Here is a 14956-nt window from a genome sequence, read left to right as displayed (position 1 = left end):
CAGCGGCCGGGCGCGGGCCCGGATGCCGCGCCTCAATCGCCGGCGGGGCTGGAATTGCCCGGCGGGGCCGCGGCAAAGGGTGGCCGGGCCCAGGTTTCGGGGCGCTGCCCCGGGCCCCGCGCCTCAATCGCCGGCGGGGCTGGATTTGCCTGGCGGGGCTGGAGTTGCCCGGCAGGGGTGGATGGGCGGGTCGCCGCTCGGGCGGATGCAGAGGACGGGCCGGGTCCAGGTTTCGGGGCGCTGCCCCGGACCCTGCGCCTCAAGCGCCGGCGAGGCTGGAATTGCCCGGCGGGGCTGGATTGGCCCGGCGGGGCGGAGTTCGGAGGGTGGGGGGCATCCGGTCAGCGGGAGGTGTCGAAGACTTCTTCTTGGGTGGTGGCTAGGGCCGTCTCCAGGGCACCTCGGAGGACGGGGCGGTCCAGGACCTCCGCGAGGACCAGCGGCGGCTGCGCCGCGGAGAGTTCGGCCAGCTCCGCCGCGAGCAGCGCCCGCAGCGGCTCGCCGCCGGCGGTGAGCAGGCCGCCCGCCAGGACCACCAGTTCGGGATCGAGCGTGGCGGCCACCGACGCCAGCCCCGTCGCCAGCGCGGTCGCGAAGCGTTCCAGGAGCAGTCGGTAGGGGCCCCCGCCGTGCGCCGCCGCACCCGCCCGCAGCAGCGCGGTGGCCACCTCGAGGACCGCCCCGTCCGCCTCGTCCGCCCCCCGCAGGTGCGCCAGCTCCGGCAGCTCGGACAGGTAGTCGATGCCCAGCGAACGGGCCAGCTCGGGCACCGCCTGACACCCCGCCAGCTGCTGGTAGCCGCCGGTCTGGGCCTCGTCGATGCCCCGGATCAGCTCGGTGCCCGGTACCGGCATGAAGCCGACCTCCCCGGCGCCCCCGGTGCGGCCCCGGAAGAGCCGGCCGCCGAACATCAGGGCCCCGCCGATCCCCTCCTCGTTCCAGAGCAGGAAGAAGTCGGAGAGCCCGCGGGCCGCGCCGAGCCGGTGCTCGGCCACCGCGACCAGGTTGACGTCGTTCTCGCACTCCACCGGCACCGGCAGCCCCGCCGTCAACTCCCGCAGCAGGTCGGGCGTCTGCCAGCCGACCAGATGGCTCGGGTACCGCAGCCGCCCCGCCCGCAGGTCGAAGGCGAGCGGCGCGCCGATGACCACCCGGTGCAGCCGGTCCGTGGTGAGTCCGGCCGCCGCGGTGGCGCCGTCGAGGACCGCGGTGACCTGCTGGAGCCCGGCCTCGGCCCCCGCGGCCGGCAGCGCCAGCTCGTAGCTGCCCAGGACGCCGCCGGTCAGGTCGGCCACCGCGGCGGTGATCAGCCCGGGGGTGACGTCCACCCCCGCCACGTACGCGGCGGCCGGGTTGACGGCGTACAGCTGCGCCCCCGGTCCCGGGCTGCCCTCGGAGGTGCCGCCGGCGATCACCAGGCCCGCCTCCTCCAGCCGCGCCAGCACCTGGGAGGCGGTGGGCTTGGAGAGGCCGGTGAGCTGCCCGATCCGGGCGCGCGAGAGCGGGCCGTGGGCCAGCAGGAGGTCCAGGGCGGCCCGGTCGTTCATGGTCCGCAGCACCCGGGGTGTCCCCGGAGTCGTTCCCCTGTTCACACCGACCCGAGCTTCCTTCCGGCAACGTTGCAGACAGGGTAACCGCCCGTGGCGCCGTGGTGACGGGCGGCCCGGTCGGAGGGAGTCGGGGCCCCGGCGTGCTCGAACCTGCGCGCAAGGAGCGTGTTTCGAGCATCTATTGACATGTCAGCGCCAGTTGCGCTGCACTGGTGCGCGCCCGGACCCAGGGGGAGGCTCAGATGCGCGTCCGCTCCGTGCTCGTCGCCGTGCTGTACGCACTCGGTGCCGCGGTCACCGCCGCACCGCCCGCCTCGGCGGCCGGCTCCGCCCACTACCTGGACTGCGCGGCCGGCAGCGACGCCGCCGCCGGCACCTCGCCGGGTACCGCCTGGCGCACCCTCGCCAAGGTCTCGGCCACCACCTTCCTGCCCGGCGACACGATCCTGCTCAAGCGCGGCACCACCTGCACCGGGACCCTCGCCCCCCAGGGGTCCGGCGTCGCCGGCGCCCCGATCGCCGTCGACGCGTACGGCACCGGCCCGGCGCCCCTGGTGGCCGGCGGCGGTGCGCCCCGCGCCGTGCTGCTGCGCAACCAGCAGCAGTGGGAGATCCGCAATCTGGAGATCACCAACACCGGGGGCGCCCGCGGCAACCGGCGGGGCGTCTCCATCGAGCTCGCCGACTTCGGCACCGCCCGCCACTTCGTGCTGGCCGGCCTGGACGTGCACGACGTCAACGGCGACGACACCAAGGACCTCGGCGGCAGCGGCGGGATCTACCTCACCGTCGACGGGGTGGCCGTGCCGACCGCCTTCGACGACGTGATCATCCGGGACAACTCCGTGCGGAGCGTGGACCGGGAGGGCGTCTTCTTCGTCTCCACCTGGAACCGCTCCGGCTTCGAGGCGCACAGCGCCGGCGCGTTCGTCCCCTGGACCGGGGTGGTGGTCTCCGGCAACCGGCTCGCCGACCTCGGCGGCGACGGCATCGTGGCGGGCAACACCGCCGGGGCGCTGGTCGAGCACAACACGGTGACCGGCTTCCAGCGCCGCTCGGCCGGCTACAACGCCGGTGTCTGGACCTACGACTCCGACGACGCGCTCTTCCAGTACAACGACGTCTCCGGCGGCGCGAGCACCCGCGACGGCATGGCCTACGACGTGGACCAGGGCACCGTCGGCACCGTCTTCCAGTACAACCACAGCCACGACAACGCCGGCGGCTTCCTGCTGCTGTGCAACGCCACCGGCATCCTGCGCGGCGCCGTGGTCCGGTACAACATCAGCGAGAACGACTCCTACCGCGGGGTCGAGAACTGCTCCGGGCCCATCGAGTCCGCGCTGGTCCACAACAACACCCTGTACATCGGCCCGGGCGTCAGCCAGTCGGTGGTCCAGGAGAACAACACCACCGCCCGGCACGTCGTCTTCCGCAACAACGCCGTGGTCAAGACCGGGACCGGCACCGCCTCGATGACCCTGCGCGGCGGCGGCTACCAGCTGGACCACAACGCCCTGGCCGGGGTGACCGGCGTGCCGGCCGGCGCCGGGACCACCGCCGACCCGCGGTTCGAGGCCCCCGGGACCGTCACCGGCTACCGGCTCTGCGCCGGCTCGCCCGCGCTGGGCGCCGGTACCCCGGTGCCGGACAACGGCGGCTCCGACTACTACGGCAACCCGGTCCCCGCCACCGGCGCCCCCGCCATCGGCGCGTACGAGGGCCCGGGCGTGGCCTGCGCCGCGCCGCCCGTGACCTCCGGCGGCACCTACGGCATCGGCCGGGCCGGCACCGCGCAGGCCGTGGACGTACCCGGGTCCGCGACCACCCCCGGCACCCAGCTCATCCAGTGGACCTGGCACGCCACCGACAACCAGCGCTGGACCCTCACCGCCACCGCCGACGGCTCCTACACCGCCCGCAACCTCCGCTCCGGCCTGTGCATGGACGTCAACGGCGGATCCACCGCCGCCGGCGCCGCGGTCATCCAGTGGACCTGCACCGGGAACGACAACCAGCGGTGGCGGATCGCCGCGGCGGCCGGCGGCGGCTGGACCCTCGCCTCGGCCCGCAGCGGCCTGCTGCTGACCGCCGCCGGCGCCGCCGACGGCGACCGGCTCGTCCAGCAGCCCGCCACCGGCGCGGCCGCCCAGCGCTGGACCTTCATCCTCGGCTGACCGGGGCGCCCGCTCCGGCCGGTCCACCGCTCCCGCCCCGCCGACCGCCCTCCCGATCCGTCTGGGGACCCCATGCGACCGATCAGGCTCCTGCTCGCCGCGGTGTGCACCGCCACCGCGCTCGCCCTGCCCGCCCAGGGCGCCGCCGCCCAGGCGGCACCGAGGGCCGCGCCCGCGGCCGTCGCGGCCGCCGCGCCGCAGACCGTGCCCGCGCTGCGGCAGTGGACCGCGGGCAGCGGCTCGTACGGCTTCGGCGCCGGCTCCCGCATCGTCGTGGACCCGGCGTACGCGGACCGGCTGACCGGCGAGGCCGCCACCTTCGCCGAGGACCTCGGCGCCCTGGCCGGCCGGACCGTGCCGGTGGTCACCGGTACCCCGGCCACCGGGGACATCGCCCTGACGCTCGGGGACGCGACCCTGCCCGCCGAGGGCTACCGGATGACCGTCGGCGGCGCGCTCACCGTGCAGGCCGGCACCCCCGCGGGCGCCTTCTACGGCACCCGGACCGTCCTCCAACTCCTGCACCAGTCCACCACGGTGCCCGCCGGCACCGCGGTGGACTGGCCCGCCAAGCCCGAACGCGGCCTGATGATCGACCAGGGCCGGAAGTTCTTCACGGTCGACTGGATCCGCAAGCACATCAAGGAACTGGCCTACCTCAAGCTCAACTACTTCCACTTCCACCTCTCGGACACCTTCGGCTTCCGCCTGGAGAGCAGCACCCACCCCGAGGTCGTCTCCACCGACCACTACTCCAAGCAGCAGATCGCCGACCTGGTCGCGCTGGCCGCCCGCTACCACGTCACCGTGGTCCCCGAGATCGACACCCCCGGCCACATGAACGCCGTGCTCGCCGCCCATCCCGAGCTCCGGCTCAAGAACAAGTCCGGCACCGCCAGCGCCGAGTTCGTCGACCTCGCGCTGCCCGGCACGTACACGCTGATCAAGGACCTGGTCACCGAGTACCTGCCGCTCTTCCCCGCCCCCTACTGGCACATCGGGGCCGACGAGTACGTCACCGACTACAGCCAGTACCCCCAACTCCTCAGCTACGCCCGCGCCCACTACGGCGCGAACGCCACCGCCAAGGACACCTACTACGGCTTCGTCAACTGGGCCGACTCCCTGGTCACCGCGGCCGGCAAGACCACCCGCATGTGGAACGACGGCATCAAGTCCGGCGACGGCACCCTCGCCCCGAACCCGGACATCCTCGTCGAGTACTGGTACAACTACGGCCTCACCCCGCAGCAGTTGACCGCCGCCGGGCACACCGTCGCCAACGAGTCCTGGACCCCGACCTACTACGTGCTGGGCGGCGCCAAGCCCGACACCAAGTGGATGTACGAGTCCTGGAACCCGGACCTCTTCCAGGGCGGCACCACCCTCACCGACCCCTCGCGCAACCGCGGTTCGCTGATCCACGTCTGGTGCGACAACCCGGCCGCCGAGACCGAGGACCAGATCGCGGCCGGCATCATGTACCCGCTGCGCGGACTGGCCCAGCAGACCTGGGGCTCGCCCAAGCCGGCGGCCACGTACGCCGCCTTCACCCCGATCGTCACCGCGGTGGGCCACAACCCGGCCTGGCCCGGCGGCGGCACCGCCGGCGACCTGGCGCAGAACCGCCCCACCACCGCCTCCAGCACCGAGACCGCCGACTTCCCGGCCGCCGCGGCCACCGACGGCGACCCGGGCACCCGCTGGTCCAGCGGCTACGCCGACCCGCAGTGGCTCCAGGTGGACCTCGGCACCGCCCGGGCCGTCAGCCGGGTGGTGCTCCGCTGGGAGGCCGCGTACGGCAGGGCGTACCAGATCCAGCTCTCGGACGACGGGGCCGCCTGGCGCGCCGTCCGGTCCGTCACGGCCGGCACCGGCGGCACCGAGACGCTGACCGGCCTGGCCGGCTCCGGCCGGTACGTGCGCCTGTACGGCACCCAGCGCGGCACGAGCTACGGCTACTCGCTCTACGCCTTCGAGGTCTACGGCGACCAGCTCGGCGGCCCGCACACGCTGACCGCCGCCGGCAAGGCCCTGGATGACCCGGGCAGTTCGCGCACCGCCGGCACCCAGCTCATCACCTGGACCCCGCACGGCGGCGCCAACCAGCAGTGGACCCTGGGCGCCAACGCCGACGGCAGCTACACCCTGACCAACGGCGTCTCGGGGCTGTGCGCCGACGTCTCCGGCGGCTCCACGGCCGCCGGCGCCGCGGTGGTCCAGTGGACCTGCACCGGCGGCGCCAACCAGCGCTGGCTGCTGACCCGGCTGGCCGGCGGGGACTACACCCTCGCCGCCCAGGGCAGCGGCCTGCTGCTCACCACCGCCTCGGCCCAGGACGGCGCCCAGGTCACCCAGCAGCCCGACACCGGCTCGGCGCTCCAGCACTGGCAGCTCGGCTAGCCACCCGCGGCCCGCGCCTCAGCCCAGCGCGCGGGCCGTGCGCAGCAGACCGGCGCGCAGCCGGTCGACGCCCAGCTCCGGGAGGAGTGCGGCGACGTGGTCGGCGGCCAGGCCCGCGAGCAGCGCATGGGCGGCCTGGTCGGGATCGGGGGTCCCGGCGAGCTGGAGGGCCACGTGCCGGTGCCAGAAGCGGTAGGCGCCGATCCGGTACCGGGCGCCGGGCGTGGCCGTCTCCGACATCCGCACCACCGGCAGGTGCGCCAGCAGGTAGTCGAGGTACGCCTCGAGGAAGGCGGCCAGCCGCTCGGCGGGCGGGACGCCCGGGCCCAGCGGCGGCGGCCCGTGCAGCACGGCCTCCTGGAGCAGCCGCTCGCGGGCGTCCAGCAGGGCGGCGGCCAGCCCCGCCTTGTCGCCGAAGCGGCGGAAGAGCGTGCCCTTGCCGACCCCGGCGGCCGCGGCCACCTGGTCCATGGACACCGCCTCGACACCGTGCTCGGCGAACAGGGCGGCAGCGGCCTCCAGTACCGCGGCCCGGTTGCGGGCCGCGTCCGCGCGCTCCTTGGGCGGCGGCGTACGAAGGATCTCCAAGGTCTCCACGGCTTCCGACGGCACCGGGGGCGCCGACGGCGTTGCGAAACCGGACTGCGGTCCGTTAATGTCCTGAGCCATAAGTGGACTCTAGTCCGTTTCTCTGGTTCGGAGGTAGTGGCATGACCCTACTCATCACCCGCGACGAGCTGGCCTCGGCGATCGAAGCCGGCGCCGTCACCGTCCTGGACACCCTCGGCGGCGCGTACTACGCGCAGCAGCACCTGCCCGGCGCCCTGGAGCTGGTCCGCGCCGACGTGGACGCCCTGGCACCGGCGCTGCTGCCGGACCGGGAGGCCGCGATCGTCACCTACTGCTCCAACCCCGCCTGCCCCAACAGCGGACAGGTCGCCGACCGGCTGACCGCCCTGGGCTACACCGACGTGCGCAAGTACCGCGAGGGCATCCAGGACTGGGTCGAGGCGGGCCTGCCCGTCGAGACCGGGGCGACCGCCCCGGCCGTCTGACCCCGGAGCCCGGGGGTCCCGCACGGCCCGGGGCCCGGCCGGTGCGGGACCCCGCGCCGGTCAGGCCCCGGCCCGCCAGACGGTGGTGATGTTGCAGAACTCGCGGATCCCGTGGCCCGACAGCTCCCGCCCGTAGCCCGAGCGCTTCACCCCGCCGAAGGGCAGCGCCGGATGGGAGGCGGTCATGCCGTTGAAGAAGATCCCGCCGGCCTCCAGGTCCCGGACGAAACGCTCCACCTCCGCTTCGTCCCGCGTCCACACGTTGGAACTGAGCCCGAAGGGCGTGTGGTTAGCCCGCCGCACCGCCTCGTCCAGGTCCGCCACCCGGTACAGCGTGGCCACCGGGCCGAAGGCCTCCTCCTGGTCGATCCGCATCCGGTCGGTCAGCCCGGCCAGCACCGTCGGCTCGTAGAACCAGCCGCGCTCCAGCCCGGGGGGCCGCCGGCCGCCGCACCGCACCTCGGCGCCCTGCGCCACCGCGTCGTCGACCAGCTCCTCCAGGTCCGCCCGGCCCTGCTCGGTGGCGAGCGGCCCCACGTCGGTGTCCGCCAGCATCGGGTCGCCCACCCGCAGCGCCGCCATGCCCTCGGTGAACGCGCGGGCGAACTCCTCGTACACGTCGGTGTGGACGATGAACCGCTTGGCCGCGATGCAGGACTGCCCGTTGTTCTGCACGCGCGCGGTGACCGCGGTCCGCGCGGCCTGCGCCAGGTCGGCCGAGGGCATCACCACGAAGGGGTCGCTGCCGCCCAGCTCCAGCACCGTCTTCTTGACCTCGTCGCCCGCGGCCGCGGCCACCGCCCGCCCGGCCGGCTCGCTGCCGGTCAGCGTCGCCGCCGCCACCCGCGGGTCCCGCAGCACCGCCTCCACCGCCCCGGAGCCGATCAGCAGGGTCTGGAAGCAGCCCCGCGGGAAGCCCGCCCGGTGGAAGAGCTCGCCCAGGTACAGGGCGGTCTGCGGGACGTTGGACGCGTGCTTGAGCAGGCCCGTGTTGCCCGCCATCAGCGCGGGCGCGGCGAACCGCACCACCTGCCACAGCGGGAAGTTCCACGGCATCACCGCGAGCACCACGCCCAGCGGCCGGTAGCGGACCCGCACGCCCGCCGCACCGCTGTCCCGCACGTCCGCCTCGGCCGGGTGCTCGTCCGCCAGCAGGGACTCGGCCCGCTCCGCGTACCAGCGCATCGCCTTCACGCACTTCAGCGCCTCGGCCCGGGCCGCCGCCAGGGGCTTGCCCATCTCCAGGGTCATGGTCCGCGCGATGTCCTCGGCATCGGCCTCCAGCAGCTCCGCGGCCCGCAGCAGCAGCCGGGACCGCTCGGCGAAGCCGGTGGTGCGGTAGTCGGCGAAGGTCTCCGCCGCCTCCGCCAGGCAGCGCTCCACCGCCTCCGGGCCCATCGCGTCGAAGGTGCGGACGGTCTCTCCCGTCGCGGGATTCACCGTGGCCAGGGACATGGTCTCGCCTCCAGGGGGAGTCGGACACCGGAATTCGGACACCGTCTCGAGCCTGCGCCCCCGGGCCGCCCCGCGCAAACGCGGACCGGCCGGCCGCGGGGGGACGCGGCCGGCCGGTGGGTGGGGGGCGGGGGAGCGGCTACCAGGTGCCCGCCGGGGCGGTCCAGCTCTTGATGACGCTGTCCTTGCTGTACTTGCCGTTCGCGCCGGCCAGGAAGGTGAAGGTGGCGTAGGAGCCGTTGCCGTAGTCGTAGACCGTGGACATGTCGGCCCGGCCGTCGCCGTTCTCGTCACCGCTGACCGGCCAGGCGGCGTTGACGTCCCAGGCGCCGTAGCCGGTGTCGACCGTCATCTCGGGGGTGCCCATGCTGCCGTCGGCGCCTCCGGGGAACTGGTAGACCCCCATCCGGCCGCTCTGGTACCGGTACTGGGCGGTCAGGTCCACCCGGCCGTCGCCGTTGGTGTCGCCCGCGGTGAGCTTGACCGGGTCGAGCTGCCAGGAGCCGGCCGGCGCCGACCAGCCGGACTGGTTGAAGCCCGGGTGGCTGCCGTCGGGCCGGGCCATACCGGTGAAGACCCGCACCGAGTTGTCGCCGTACACGTACAGGGCGATGATGTCGGTCCGGCCGTCGCCGTTGACGTCCCCCGCCGCGTACTTGGCGTTCTCGTACCACCACCAGCCCGGGTGGGTCTCCTCGAAGCCCTTGACCGGGGCGTCGAAGCCGGTGGCGTCGCGGAACTTCCAGGTGTAGTTCGCCATCCGGCCGTCGCCGTAGCCGTAGACGCCGATCAGCTCGGCGCGGTGGTCGCCGTCGGTGTCACCGGCCATCAAGGTGGTGCGGCCCCAGTCCCAGTTCGCGGCCTGGGACCAGCCCTCCGGAGCCGCCGCGAAGCCGCCGTCGGGCCGGGCCAGCCACTCCATCACCTTCACGGACTGGTCGGCGTACACGTAGAGCGCGGCGATGTCGGTGCGGCCGTCGCCGTTGAAGTCGCCCGCGGCGTACTTCGCCCGGGTCACGCACCACCAGCCCTGCGGGACGCGGCCGGACTCGAAGGGCGCGGCCAGCCCGGCGTTGCGGGAGCCGAGGTGGGTCCACCAGGCCGCGCCGCAGCTGCCGTAGTCCACGATGGTGGCCAGGTCCGAGAGCCCGTCGCCGTTGAAGTCGCCGGCCAGCGAGACGCGCGCGGTGCCCTCGCCCTGGCCGTACGGGTAGTCGGCGATCTTGTAGTCGGTGCTGCTCCAGCGGATGTACCCGCCCTCGAAGTCGGAGCGGGCGCCGTTGGTCTGCCCGTACTCGTCGGAGGACGGGAAGCCCAGGTAGCCGTTCTCCCAGCCCATGCCGGCCCACTTGGTGCGGATCGCGCCCCACACCACGTGCGCTCCGGTGTCCGGGCTCCAGTAGATCGAGGAGTAGCTGTCCTGCCCGGGGACCTTGAAGTGGCCGTACCAGCCGTAGCGGTCGGGGGTCGGGGTGGTGTCGGTGGACGGGTAGCCCAGGTCGGTGCCGCCGACCGAGAGGTACTTGGCCAGGATCGGCCCGCAGACCTTGTGGGCGCCGGTGTCGGCGTGGGTGAAGGTCCGGCAGGTGTTCCAGTCGGTGGTGGAGGCGTCGCGCAGGACCTTGGCCGGGCCGAAGCGCATCCCCTCGGCGTCGGCGGCCTTGCCGTCCCAGGTGGTGATCCGGCCGTCGTTGCCGAGGCTCCAGAGGTCCGGCCTGCCGTCGCCGTTGCCGTCGCCGTCACTGGAGACCCGGTGGTGCCGGGCGTCGGTCAGACCGGTCTGGATCGCAGTGCCGGAACGGGACCCGTACGCCTCGAACACCGGCTTGCCGTCCCCGTCGCGCCGGGACAGGTACTGGTAGAGGCGGCCGTCGCGGCTGTCGCGGACCCACAGGTCGGGCAGCCCGTCGGCCGGTCCGGCCACGCTGCCGGTGTCTCCGGGGGCGGCCAGCGTCACGCCCGTCCAGCCGCCCTTGCCGATCAGGCGCGGCGAGGCGAGCGCACCGGTGCCGGGCGTGCCCTTGAAGAGCCACAGGTTCGCGCTGCCGGCGCCGTCGTCCTCGACGGTGAGCAGGTCGTAGCGGGGGGTGCCCGGGGTGGTGCCGTCCACGTCGCCGATCGCGAGCACCTGGCGGACCTTGGACCAGTCGTCGGCGTACGAGGCGCCGCAGGTCTGGTCGACGGTGTTGAAGGGGTCGGTGCAGCTCGCGGCGGACGGCCGGGTCGCCGAGTAGCGCTGGGAGCCGGCCGGCGTGAAGAACTGGCCGTCGTTGGCCGTCGGCCCGCCGTTGTTGGCGGTGTTCATGTACAGGTACAGCTCGGCGGCCCCGGACCGGTGGGCCCAGAGGTCGTCCGCGTACGAGCCGTTGCCGCCGCGGTGGGTGGTGTCGACGTCGGTCCAGCCGCCGCCGGGGCCGTTGGCCGCGTCGGAGGCGAGCACACCGCCCAGAGCCGGGTCGTTCTTCTTCGAGTACAGCCGCAGGTTCCCGGTCGCGTCCGGCACCAGCAGGTCGGGGTAGCCGTCCTTGTCGATGTCGCCGAGGACGGTCTTGCGCTGCGGGTCGTCGGGCGCGTAGAAGACGTAGCTGTACTCGCGGGAGCGGTTGCCGGCCCGGTCCACGCCCCGGACGCGCAGGACGTTGGTGCCCCAGGCGTCCACCGGCAGGTTCAGGGTGGCGCCACCGGAGGCGTTGGCGGCGACGGTCTGCGCGCCGTTGGCGGGCAGCGGGCCGTTGAGGGACCACTCGAAGTTCAGCAGGCCCGAGGCGCCGGCGCCGCCCGGGTCGGTGGCGGAGAGGGCGAAGGCGCCGGTGGCGCCCACGGTCTTCTGACCGGCGCCGGTGGTACCGGTGGCCGGGAAGTCGGCGGAGGTCACGGACGGGGCGGACGGCGCCGTCAGGTCCACGGTGAAGCTGCAACCACGGGCCCAGCCACCGCTGGTGAGGCCGTCACCGGCCCGCACGTACCAGTCGTACTGGTGGCCGTCGATCAGGCTGCCGGCCGAGACGTCGATCTGCGAGCCGCCCGGGACCCGGGGGTTGGGCACCCAGCCCCATTCCCTCAGCGTGGTGCCCGCGGTGATGTCCCACAGGTTGAAGTCGGCGTCCAGGCTGTCCCCGGCGTCCGGGTCGGTGACCGTGGCGTGCAGCCCGACGCCGCCGGTGGCGCCGTTGGTCTGGCCGATCCAGCCGCAGTCGCCCTTGGTCGGGTTCTTGGGGGCGGGGGTCACGTAGGCGTTGCCCGGGATGTTCGGGGCGGTGTTGTACTCGATGTACACGAAGGGCAGTTGGTGCGGGGCGGGGCTGGTCTTGCGCGTGTAGCGCTTGAAGCCGTTGCTGGTGCCGCTGGTCTCGGTGCCGCCGTACATGCCGAAGGTGAGGTTCGGGGCCGTGCCGATGTCGCGGATCGTCTGGGTGATGTCCCAGCCGATCTGGTTGGTGCCGCCGGAACAGCCCGCGCCACCGGCGCTGTTGGAGGAGGACCGGCCCAGGCTGCGGACGTTGCCCGGCTGGTTGGTCCAGTTGGTGCCGCTGTTGATGACGGCCGTCCAGTACAGGTCCACCGGGTGCGTGTTGGCGCAGGTGTTGTCCGCTGCGTAGGACTGGATGGCGTTGAAGCTCGCGTAGTTGACCGTCTTGCCGGTCATGTCGAAGCCCGCGGTCTGCACGAAGGTGTGTTCCCGGCCCCGGCAGTTGGTGGCCCAGCGCTGGTTGCCCACGCCCATGTCGTACTGGCCGGCGTAGTCGTTCCAGTGGGTGGCGCCGGGGCAGCCCTCCTGGACCCAGGTCCACCCCTCGGTGCCCTTGCGGTCCGGCTTCCAGGCCGGGTCGATGAAGACCGGGAACACCGTCTTGGGATCGGTCAGCAGGCGGGTGTCGGCCGCGATCGTGAGCCGGTCGCCGGACGGGGTGGCGGCGACCTTCGCGGTGCGCGCCGCGGCGCCGGGGCCCTCGGTGTCCGAGGCCACCCGCACCAGGCCGGCGGGCGGGGCGTCCGCCGCGCGGACGCCGGCCTTGGGGGCCGCGGGCCGGGAGGAGTCCCACATCGTCGCGGCGGGGGCGGAGAAGACCCGGCGGCCCTTGGCGTCGGTGGCGGCCAGCGTGCCGTCCTTGCGGGCCCGGACGGTGACGCCGGTGGCGGACATCCGCAGCCGGTAGCGGGCGACGGCCGGGTTCTTCGCGGCCTCGCGGGTCTTGACGACCAGGACCTGCGTGAACCCGCCGTCCACCACGGCCGTCACGGCCAGGTCGACGCCCGGCAGCACCTCGCGGTACGTGGCGGTGGCCCCGCGGACCACCGGGCGGGGCAGGGCGGTGGGCCAGCTCAGCGCCAGCCGGCCGCCCCCGCGGGCCGTCATCCGCGCCATCGGCGCCGTGCCGCCGGGGGACAGCGCCAGCCCGGCGAGCGCGGCCCGGGGGGCCCAGGTGCCGTCGGCGGCCCGGACCAGCGTCGCGTCCAGCGGGACCCACCGGCCGTGCTGCTTGACGCGCACCGGTCCGGCGCTGCGGGTCAGCGCGTACCCGCCGGCCGGCCGGGCCACGACCGTGTCGGTCTCGGTCGTCAGGGACGGGATCGGCACCGGCTTGCCGGTCCGTCGTGCCTCGGCCGCGGCGGCCTCCTCCGCGGAGGGCGCCTTGCGGGAGCGGGTCGGCTTGACGTGCTGGGACGTCGGGGCCGTCAGCTTCGACGCCTTCGACGGCGTGGGCGGGGCGGGCCGCCCGGCGGCGCCGGCGGGCGGCGCGGCCGGCAGTGCCACGGCCAGCGCCAGGCCGGCCGTGGCGGCCCACCGGACGGCCCGGCGCGCGGTGAGGGCTCTCATACGGGGTCTCTCCAGCAGGAAGACGGTGTGGCGGCGGGGCCGTGACACACCCCCGATGCCAGGACGGCTGGAGTGTCACACGGAGCCCCACCGTCCAGGCGCCCGCACGAGCCCGCACCGGCGGCGGCCCAGTCGGGCGTCTAGCCCGGCTTGAGGGGGGTGTGCGGTGGGGTGGGCTCGCGCCACGTCGAGGGAACTGCCCCACCCGCACGTGCCTTTGGCTGATGATGGAGACGAGATCGGGAGCTGGGGGACGCCCAGGTCTCCTGCACGGGGGAGGGTTTCGGTGACTGCTCGGCCACGGCGGTTCATCTGGTTGTGCGTTGCCGCCGGAGCATGTGCGGTCGGGCTGCTGACCAGTTCACTCATAGGCCTGGTGGTGGATCCCGACGGGCCTCCGCTCGCCGTCAGCGACGTGGCAGGGGTCTGGTCGGCCGCAGACGGCGGGCGTCTGACGGTTCGGGCGGACGGGTCCGCGGAGCTGAAGGAAGTGCCTGCGCCAGGCGCGGGCTGCGGACGGACGGACGCCGGCGTGCACACCGGTCCGGCAACCTGGGTCTTCGACACCTTCCCCGACGAGTCACCGGGTATCAGGCTCGACTACCACGGTGCCGCCACCGGCGCGATGTGCAGCGTGTACCTCGCCGTCTTCATCTCTGACGAGCACGACGCCGAGGGGTTCCTCACTCACCGGGAGAACCCTTGGTACGTACGCGAGACCGGGTACCGGGGCTGACCGAGACGGGGGGCTCGACGGTTTCGGCGGCGTCGGAGAAGACGACTAGGGGTCGGCGGGGGCGTAGGTGGGCGGCTGCGGGGGCCGTCCGTGGTGTGTGGGGCCCCTCGCCCCTTGAGGGGGTGCGGCTGTCAGGCCCTGCGGCAGGCCCAACCCGGGGACGAGCGGGCTTCGCCCGTGACCTTCGGTCATCCCCGGCCCGGGCCTGCCTCCGGACCAGCCTGCCACACCCCCTCAAGGGGCTGCCCCACACACCACGGACGGCCTCGGGGGGGTGTACGAGGTGGGGCTCGGGGTCGGCGGGAGTAGGGTCCGGGGGTGTGATGGGTGAGGGTTTGGCGCCGGTGTTGCTGATCGTGGACGGCGCGAACGTGGTCGGGTCGGTGCCGGACGGGTGGTGGCGCGATCGGCGGGGCGCGGCCGAGCGGCTGCGGGACTCGCTCGCGGGCCGCGGCCGGGGCGAGGAGATCGTGCTGGTCGTCGAGGGCGCGGCCCGGGACGTGGCCTCCTTGCCCGGGGTCCGGGTGGAGGCGGCGGACGGCAGCGGGGACGACCGGATCGTCGAGCTCGTGGCGGGACTGGCCGGCCGTCCCTGCACCGTGGTCACCGCCGACCGGGAACTGCGCACCCGGGTCCGCGCGTACGGCGCCGACTGCGCCGGCCCCCGCAGCGTGCGGGCGCCCTGACCGCCCGCGACCGTGACATTCGTACTGGTCGAGACCGTACGGGCGGATCTGCCGGTCGCCCCGTCGCACTCCGTA

General features: G+C 74.2%; 9 protein-coding genes. 5 read left to right on the top strand and 4 right to left on the bottom strand.

Annotation, left to right across the window (positions count from 1 at the left end):
• Positions 1-341: 341 nt before the first annotated feature.
• Positions 342-1547 (bottom strand): ROK family transcriptional regulator, encoded by a 1206-nt coding sequence (locus tag AB0O40_RS26950; protein WP_365046877.1) that lies wholly within the window; start codon positions 1545-1547, stop codon positions 342-344.
• Between the two features lie 245 nt (positions 1548-1792).
• Here AB0O40_RS26950 and AB0O40_RS26945 point away from each other — a divergent pair, with 245 nt between their 5' ends.
• Both AB0O40_RS26945 and AB0O40_RS26940 read left to right on the top strand, forming a co-directional pair.
• Positions 1793-3727 carry an RICIN domain-containing protein gene (locus tag AB0O40_RS26945; protein ID WP_365046875.1) on the top strand — a complete coding sequence of 645 codons (1935 nt, stop codon included), beginning with the start codon at positions 1793-1795 and terminating at the stop codon, positions 3725-3727.
• Between the two features lie 72 nt (positions 3728-3799).
• On the top strand, positions 3800-6130 hold the full coding sequence (locus AB0O40_RS26940; protein WP_365046872.1) for a family 20 glycosylhydrolase: 2331 nt from the start codon (positions 3800-3802) through the stop codon (positions 6128-6130).
• 18 nt (positions 6131-6148) lie between these two features.
• On the opposite strand, the gene AB0O40_RS26935 is transcribed toward AB0O40_RS26940, so the two are convergent.
• Positions 6149-6799 (bottom strand): helix-turn-helix domain-containing protein, encoded by a 651-nt coding sequence (locus AB0O40_RS26935; RefSeq protein WP_365046869.1) that lies wholly within the window; start codon positions 6797-6799, stop codon positions 6149-6151.
• 41 nt (positions 6800-6840) lie between these two features.
• On the opposite strand from AB0O40_RS26935, the gene AB0O40_RS26930 reads away from it, so the two are divergent.
• The gene (locus AB0O40_RS26930) at positions 6841-7185 is read left to right on the top strand and encodes a rhodanese-like domain-containing protein (RefSeq protein WP_365046866.1); all 345 of its coding nucleotides are present in this window, start codon (positions 6841-6843) and stop codon (positions 7183-7185) included.
• Positions 7186-7245: 60 nt separating this feature from the next.
• Here AB0O40_RS26930 and AB0O40_RS26925 read toward each other — a convergent pair whose 3' ends face one another.
• Positions 7246-8640: an NADP-dependent succinic semialdehyde dehydrogenase gene (locus AB0O40_RS26925; RefSeq protein ID WP_365046863.1), complete on the bottom strand. Its 1395-nt coding sequence runs from the start codon at positions 8638-8640 to the stop codon at positions 7246-7248.
• Between the two features lie 139 nt (positions 8641-8779).
• Entirely contained in the window at positions 8780-13459 is a 4680-nt protein-coding gene (locus AB0O40_RS26920; RefSeq protein WP_365046860.1) for an FG-GAP-like repeat-containing protein, read from the bottom strand.
• Positions 13460-13835: 376 nt separating this feature from the next.
• On the opposite strand from AB0O40_RS26920, the gene AB0O40_RS26915 reads away from it, so the two are divergent.
• On the top strand, positions 13836-14195 hold the full coding sequence (locus AB0O40_RS26915) for a hypothetical protein (protein ID WP_365046857.1): 360 nt from the start codon (positions 13836-13838) through the stop codon (positions 14193-14195).
• Between the two features lie 323 nt (positions 14196-14518).
• The gene (locus tag AB0O40_RS26910) at positions 14519-14881 is read left to right on the top strand and encodes an NTP pyrophosphohydrolase (protein WP_365046854.1); all 363 of its coding nucleotides are present in this window, start codon (positions 14519-14521) and stop codon (positions 14879-14881) included.
• Positions 14882-14956: the final 75 nt, after the last annotated feature.

Origin of the sequence: Streptomyces sp. NPDC089919 (assembly GCF_040684615.1) — a bacterium.
In the GTDB taxonomy this organism is placed as follows: domain Bacteria; phylum Actinomycetota; class Actinomycetes; order Streptomycetales; family Streptomycetaceae; genus Streptomyces.
The sequence above is the reverse complement of the archived record's forward strand: the minus strand, read 5'-3'. Positions and strand labels throughout refer to the sequence as shown.

What these genes read in the sequence shown, in the direction of transcription:
- AB0O40_RS26950 (WP_365046877.1), bottom strand. Translation starts at nt 1,547, where the DNA reads ATGAACGACCGGGCCGCCCTGGACCTCCTGCTGGCCCACGGCCCGCTC.
- AB0O40_RS26945 (WP_365046875.1), top strand. Translation starts at nt 1,793, where the DNA reads ATGCGCGTCCGCTCCGTGCTCGTCGCCGTGCTGTACGCACTCGGTGCC.
- AB0O40_RS26940 (WP_365046872.1), top strand. Translation starts at nt 3,800, where the DNA reads ATGCGACCGATCAGGCTCCTGCTCGCCGCGGTGTGCACCGCCACCGCG.
- AB0O40_RS26935 (WP_365046869.1), bottom strand. Translation starts at nt 6,799, where the DNA reads ATGGCTCAGGACATTAACGGACCGCAGTCCGGTTTCGCAACGCCGTCG.
- AB0O40_RS26930 (WP_365046866.1), top strand. Translation starts at nt 6,841, where the DNA reads ATGACCCTACTCATCACCCGCGACGAGCTGGCCTCGGCGATCGAAGCC.
- AB0O40_RS26925 (WP_365046863.1), bottom strand. Translation starts at nt 8,640, where the DNA reads ATGTCCCTGGCCACGGTGAATCCCGCGACGGGAGAGACCGTCCGCACC.
- AB0O40_RS26920 (WP_365046860.1), bottom strand. Translation starts at nt 13,459, where the DNA reads ATGAGAGCCCTCACCGCGCGCCGGGCCGTCCGGTGGGCCGCCACGGCC.
- AB0O40_RS26910 (WP_365046854.1), top strand. Translation starts at nt 14,519, where the DNA reads ATGGGTGAGGGTTTGGCGCCGGTGTTGCTGATCGTGGACGGCGCGAAC.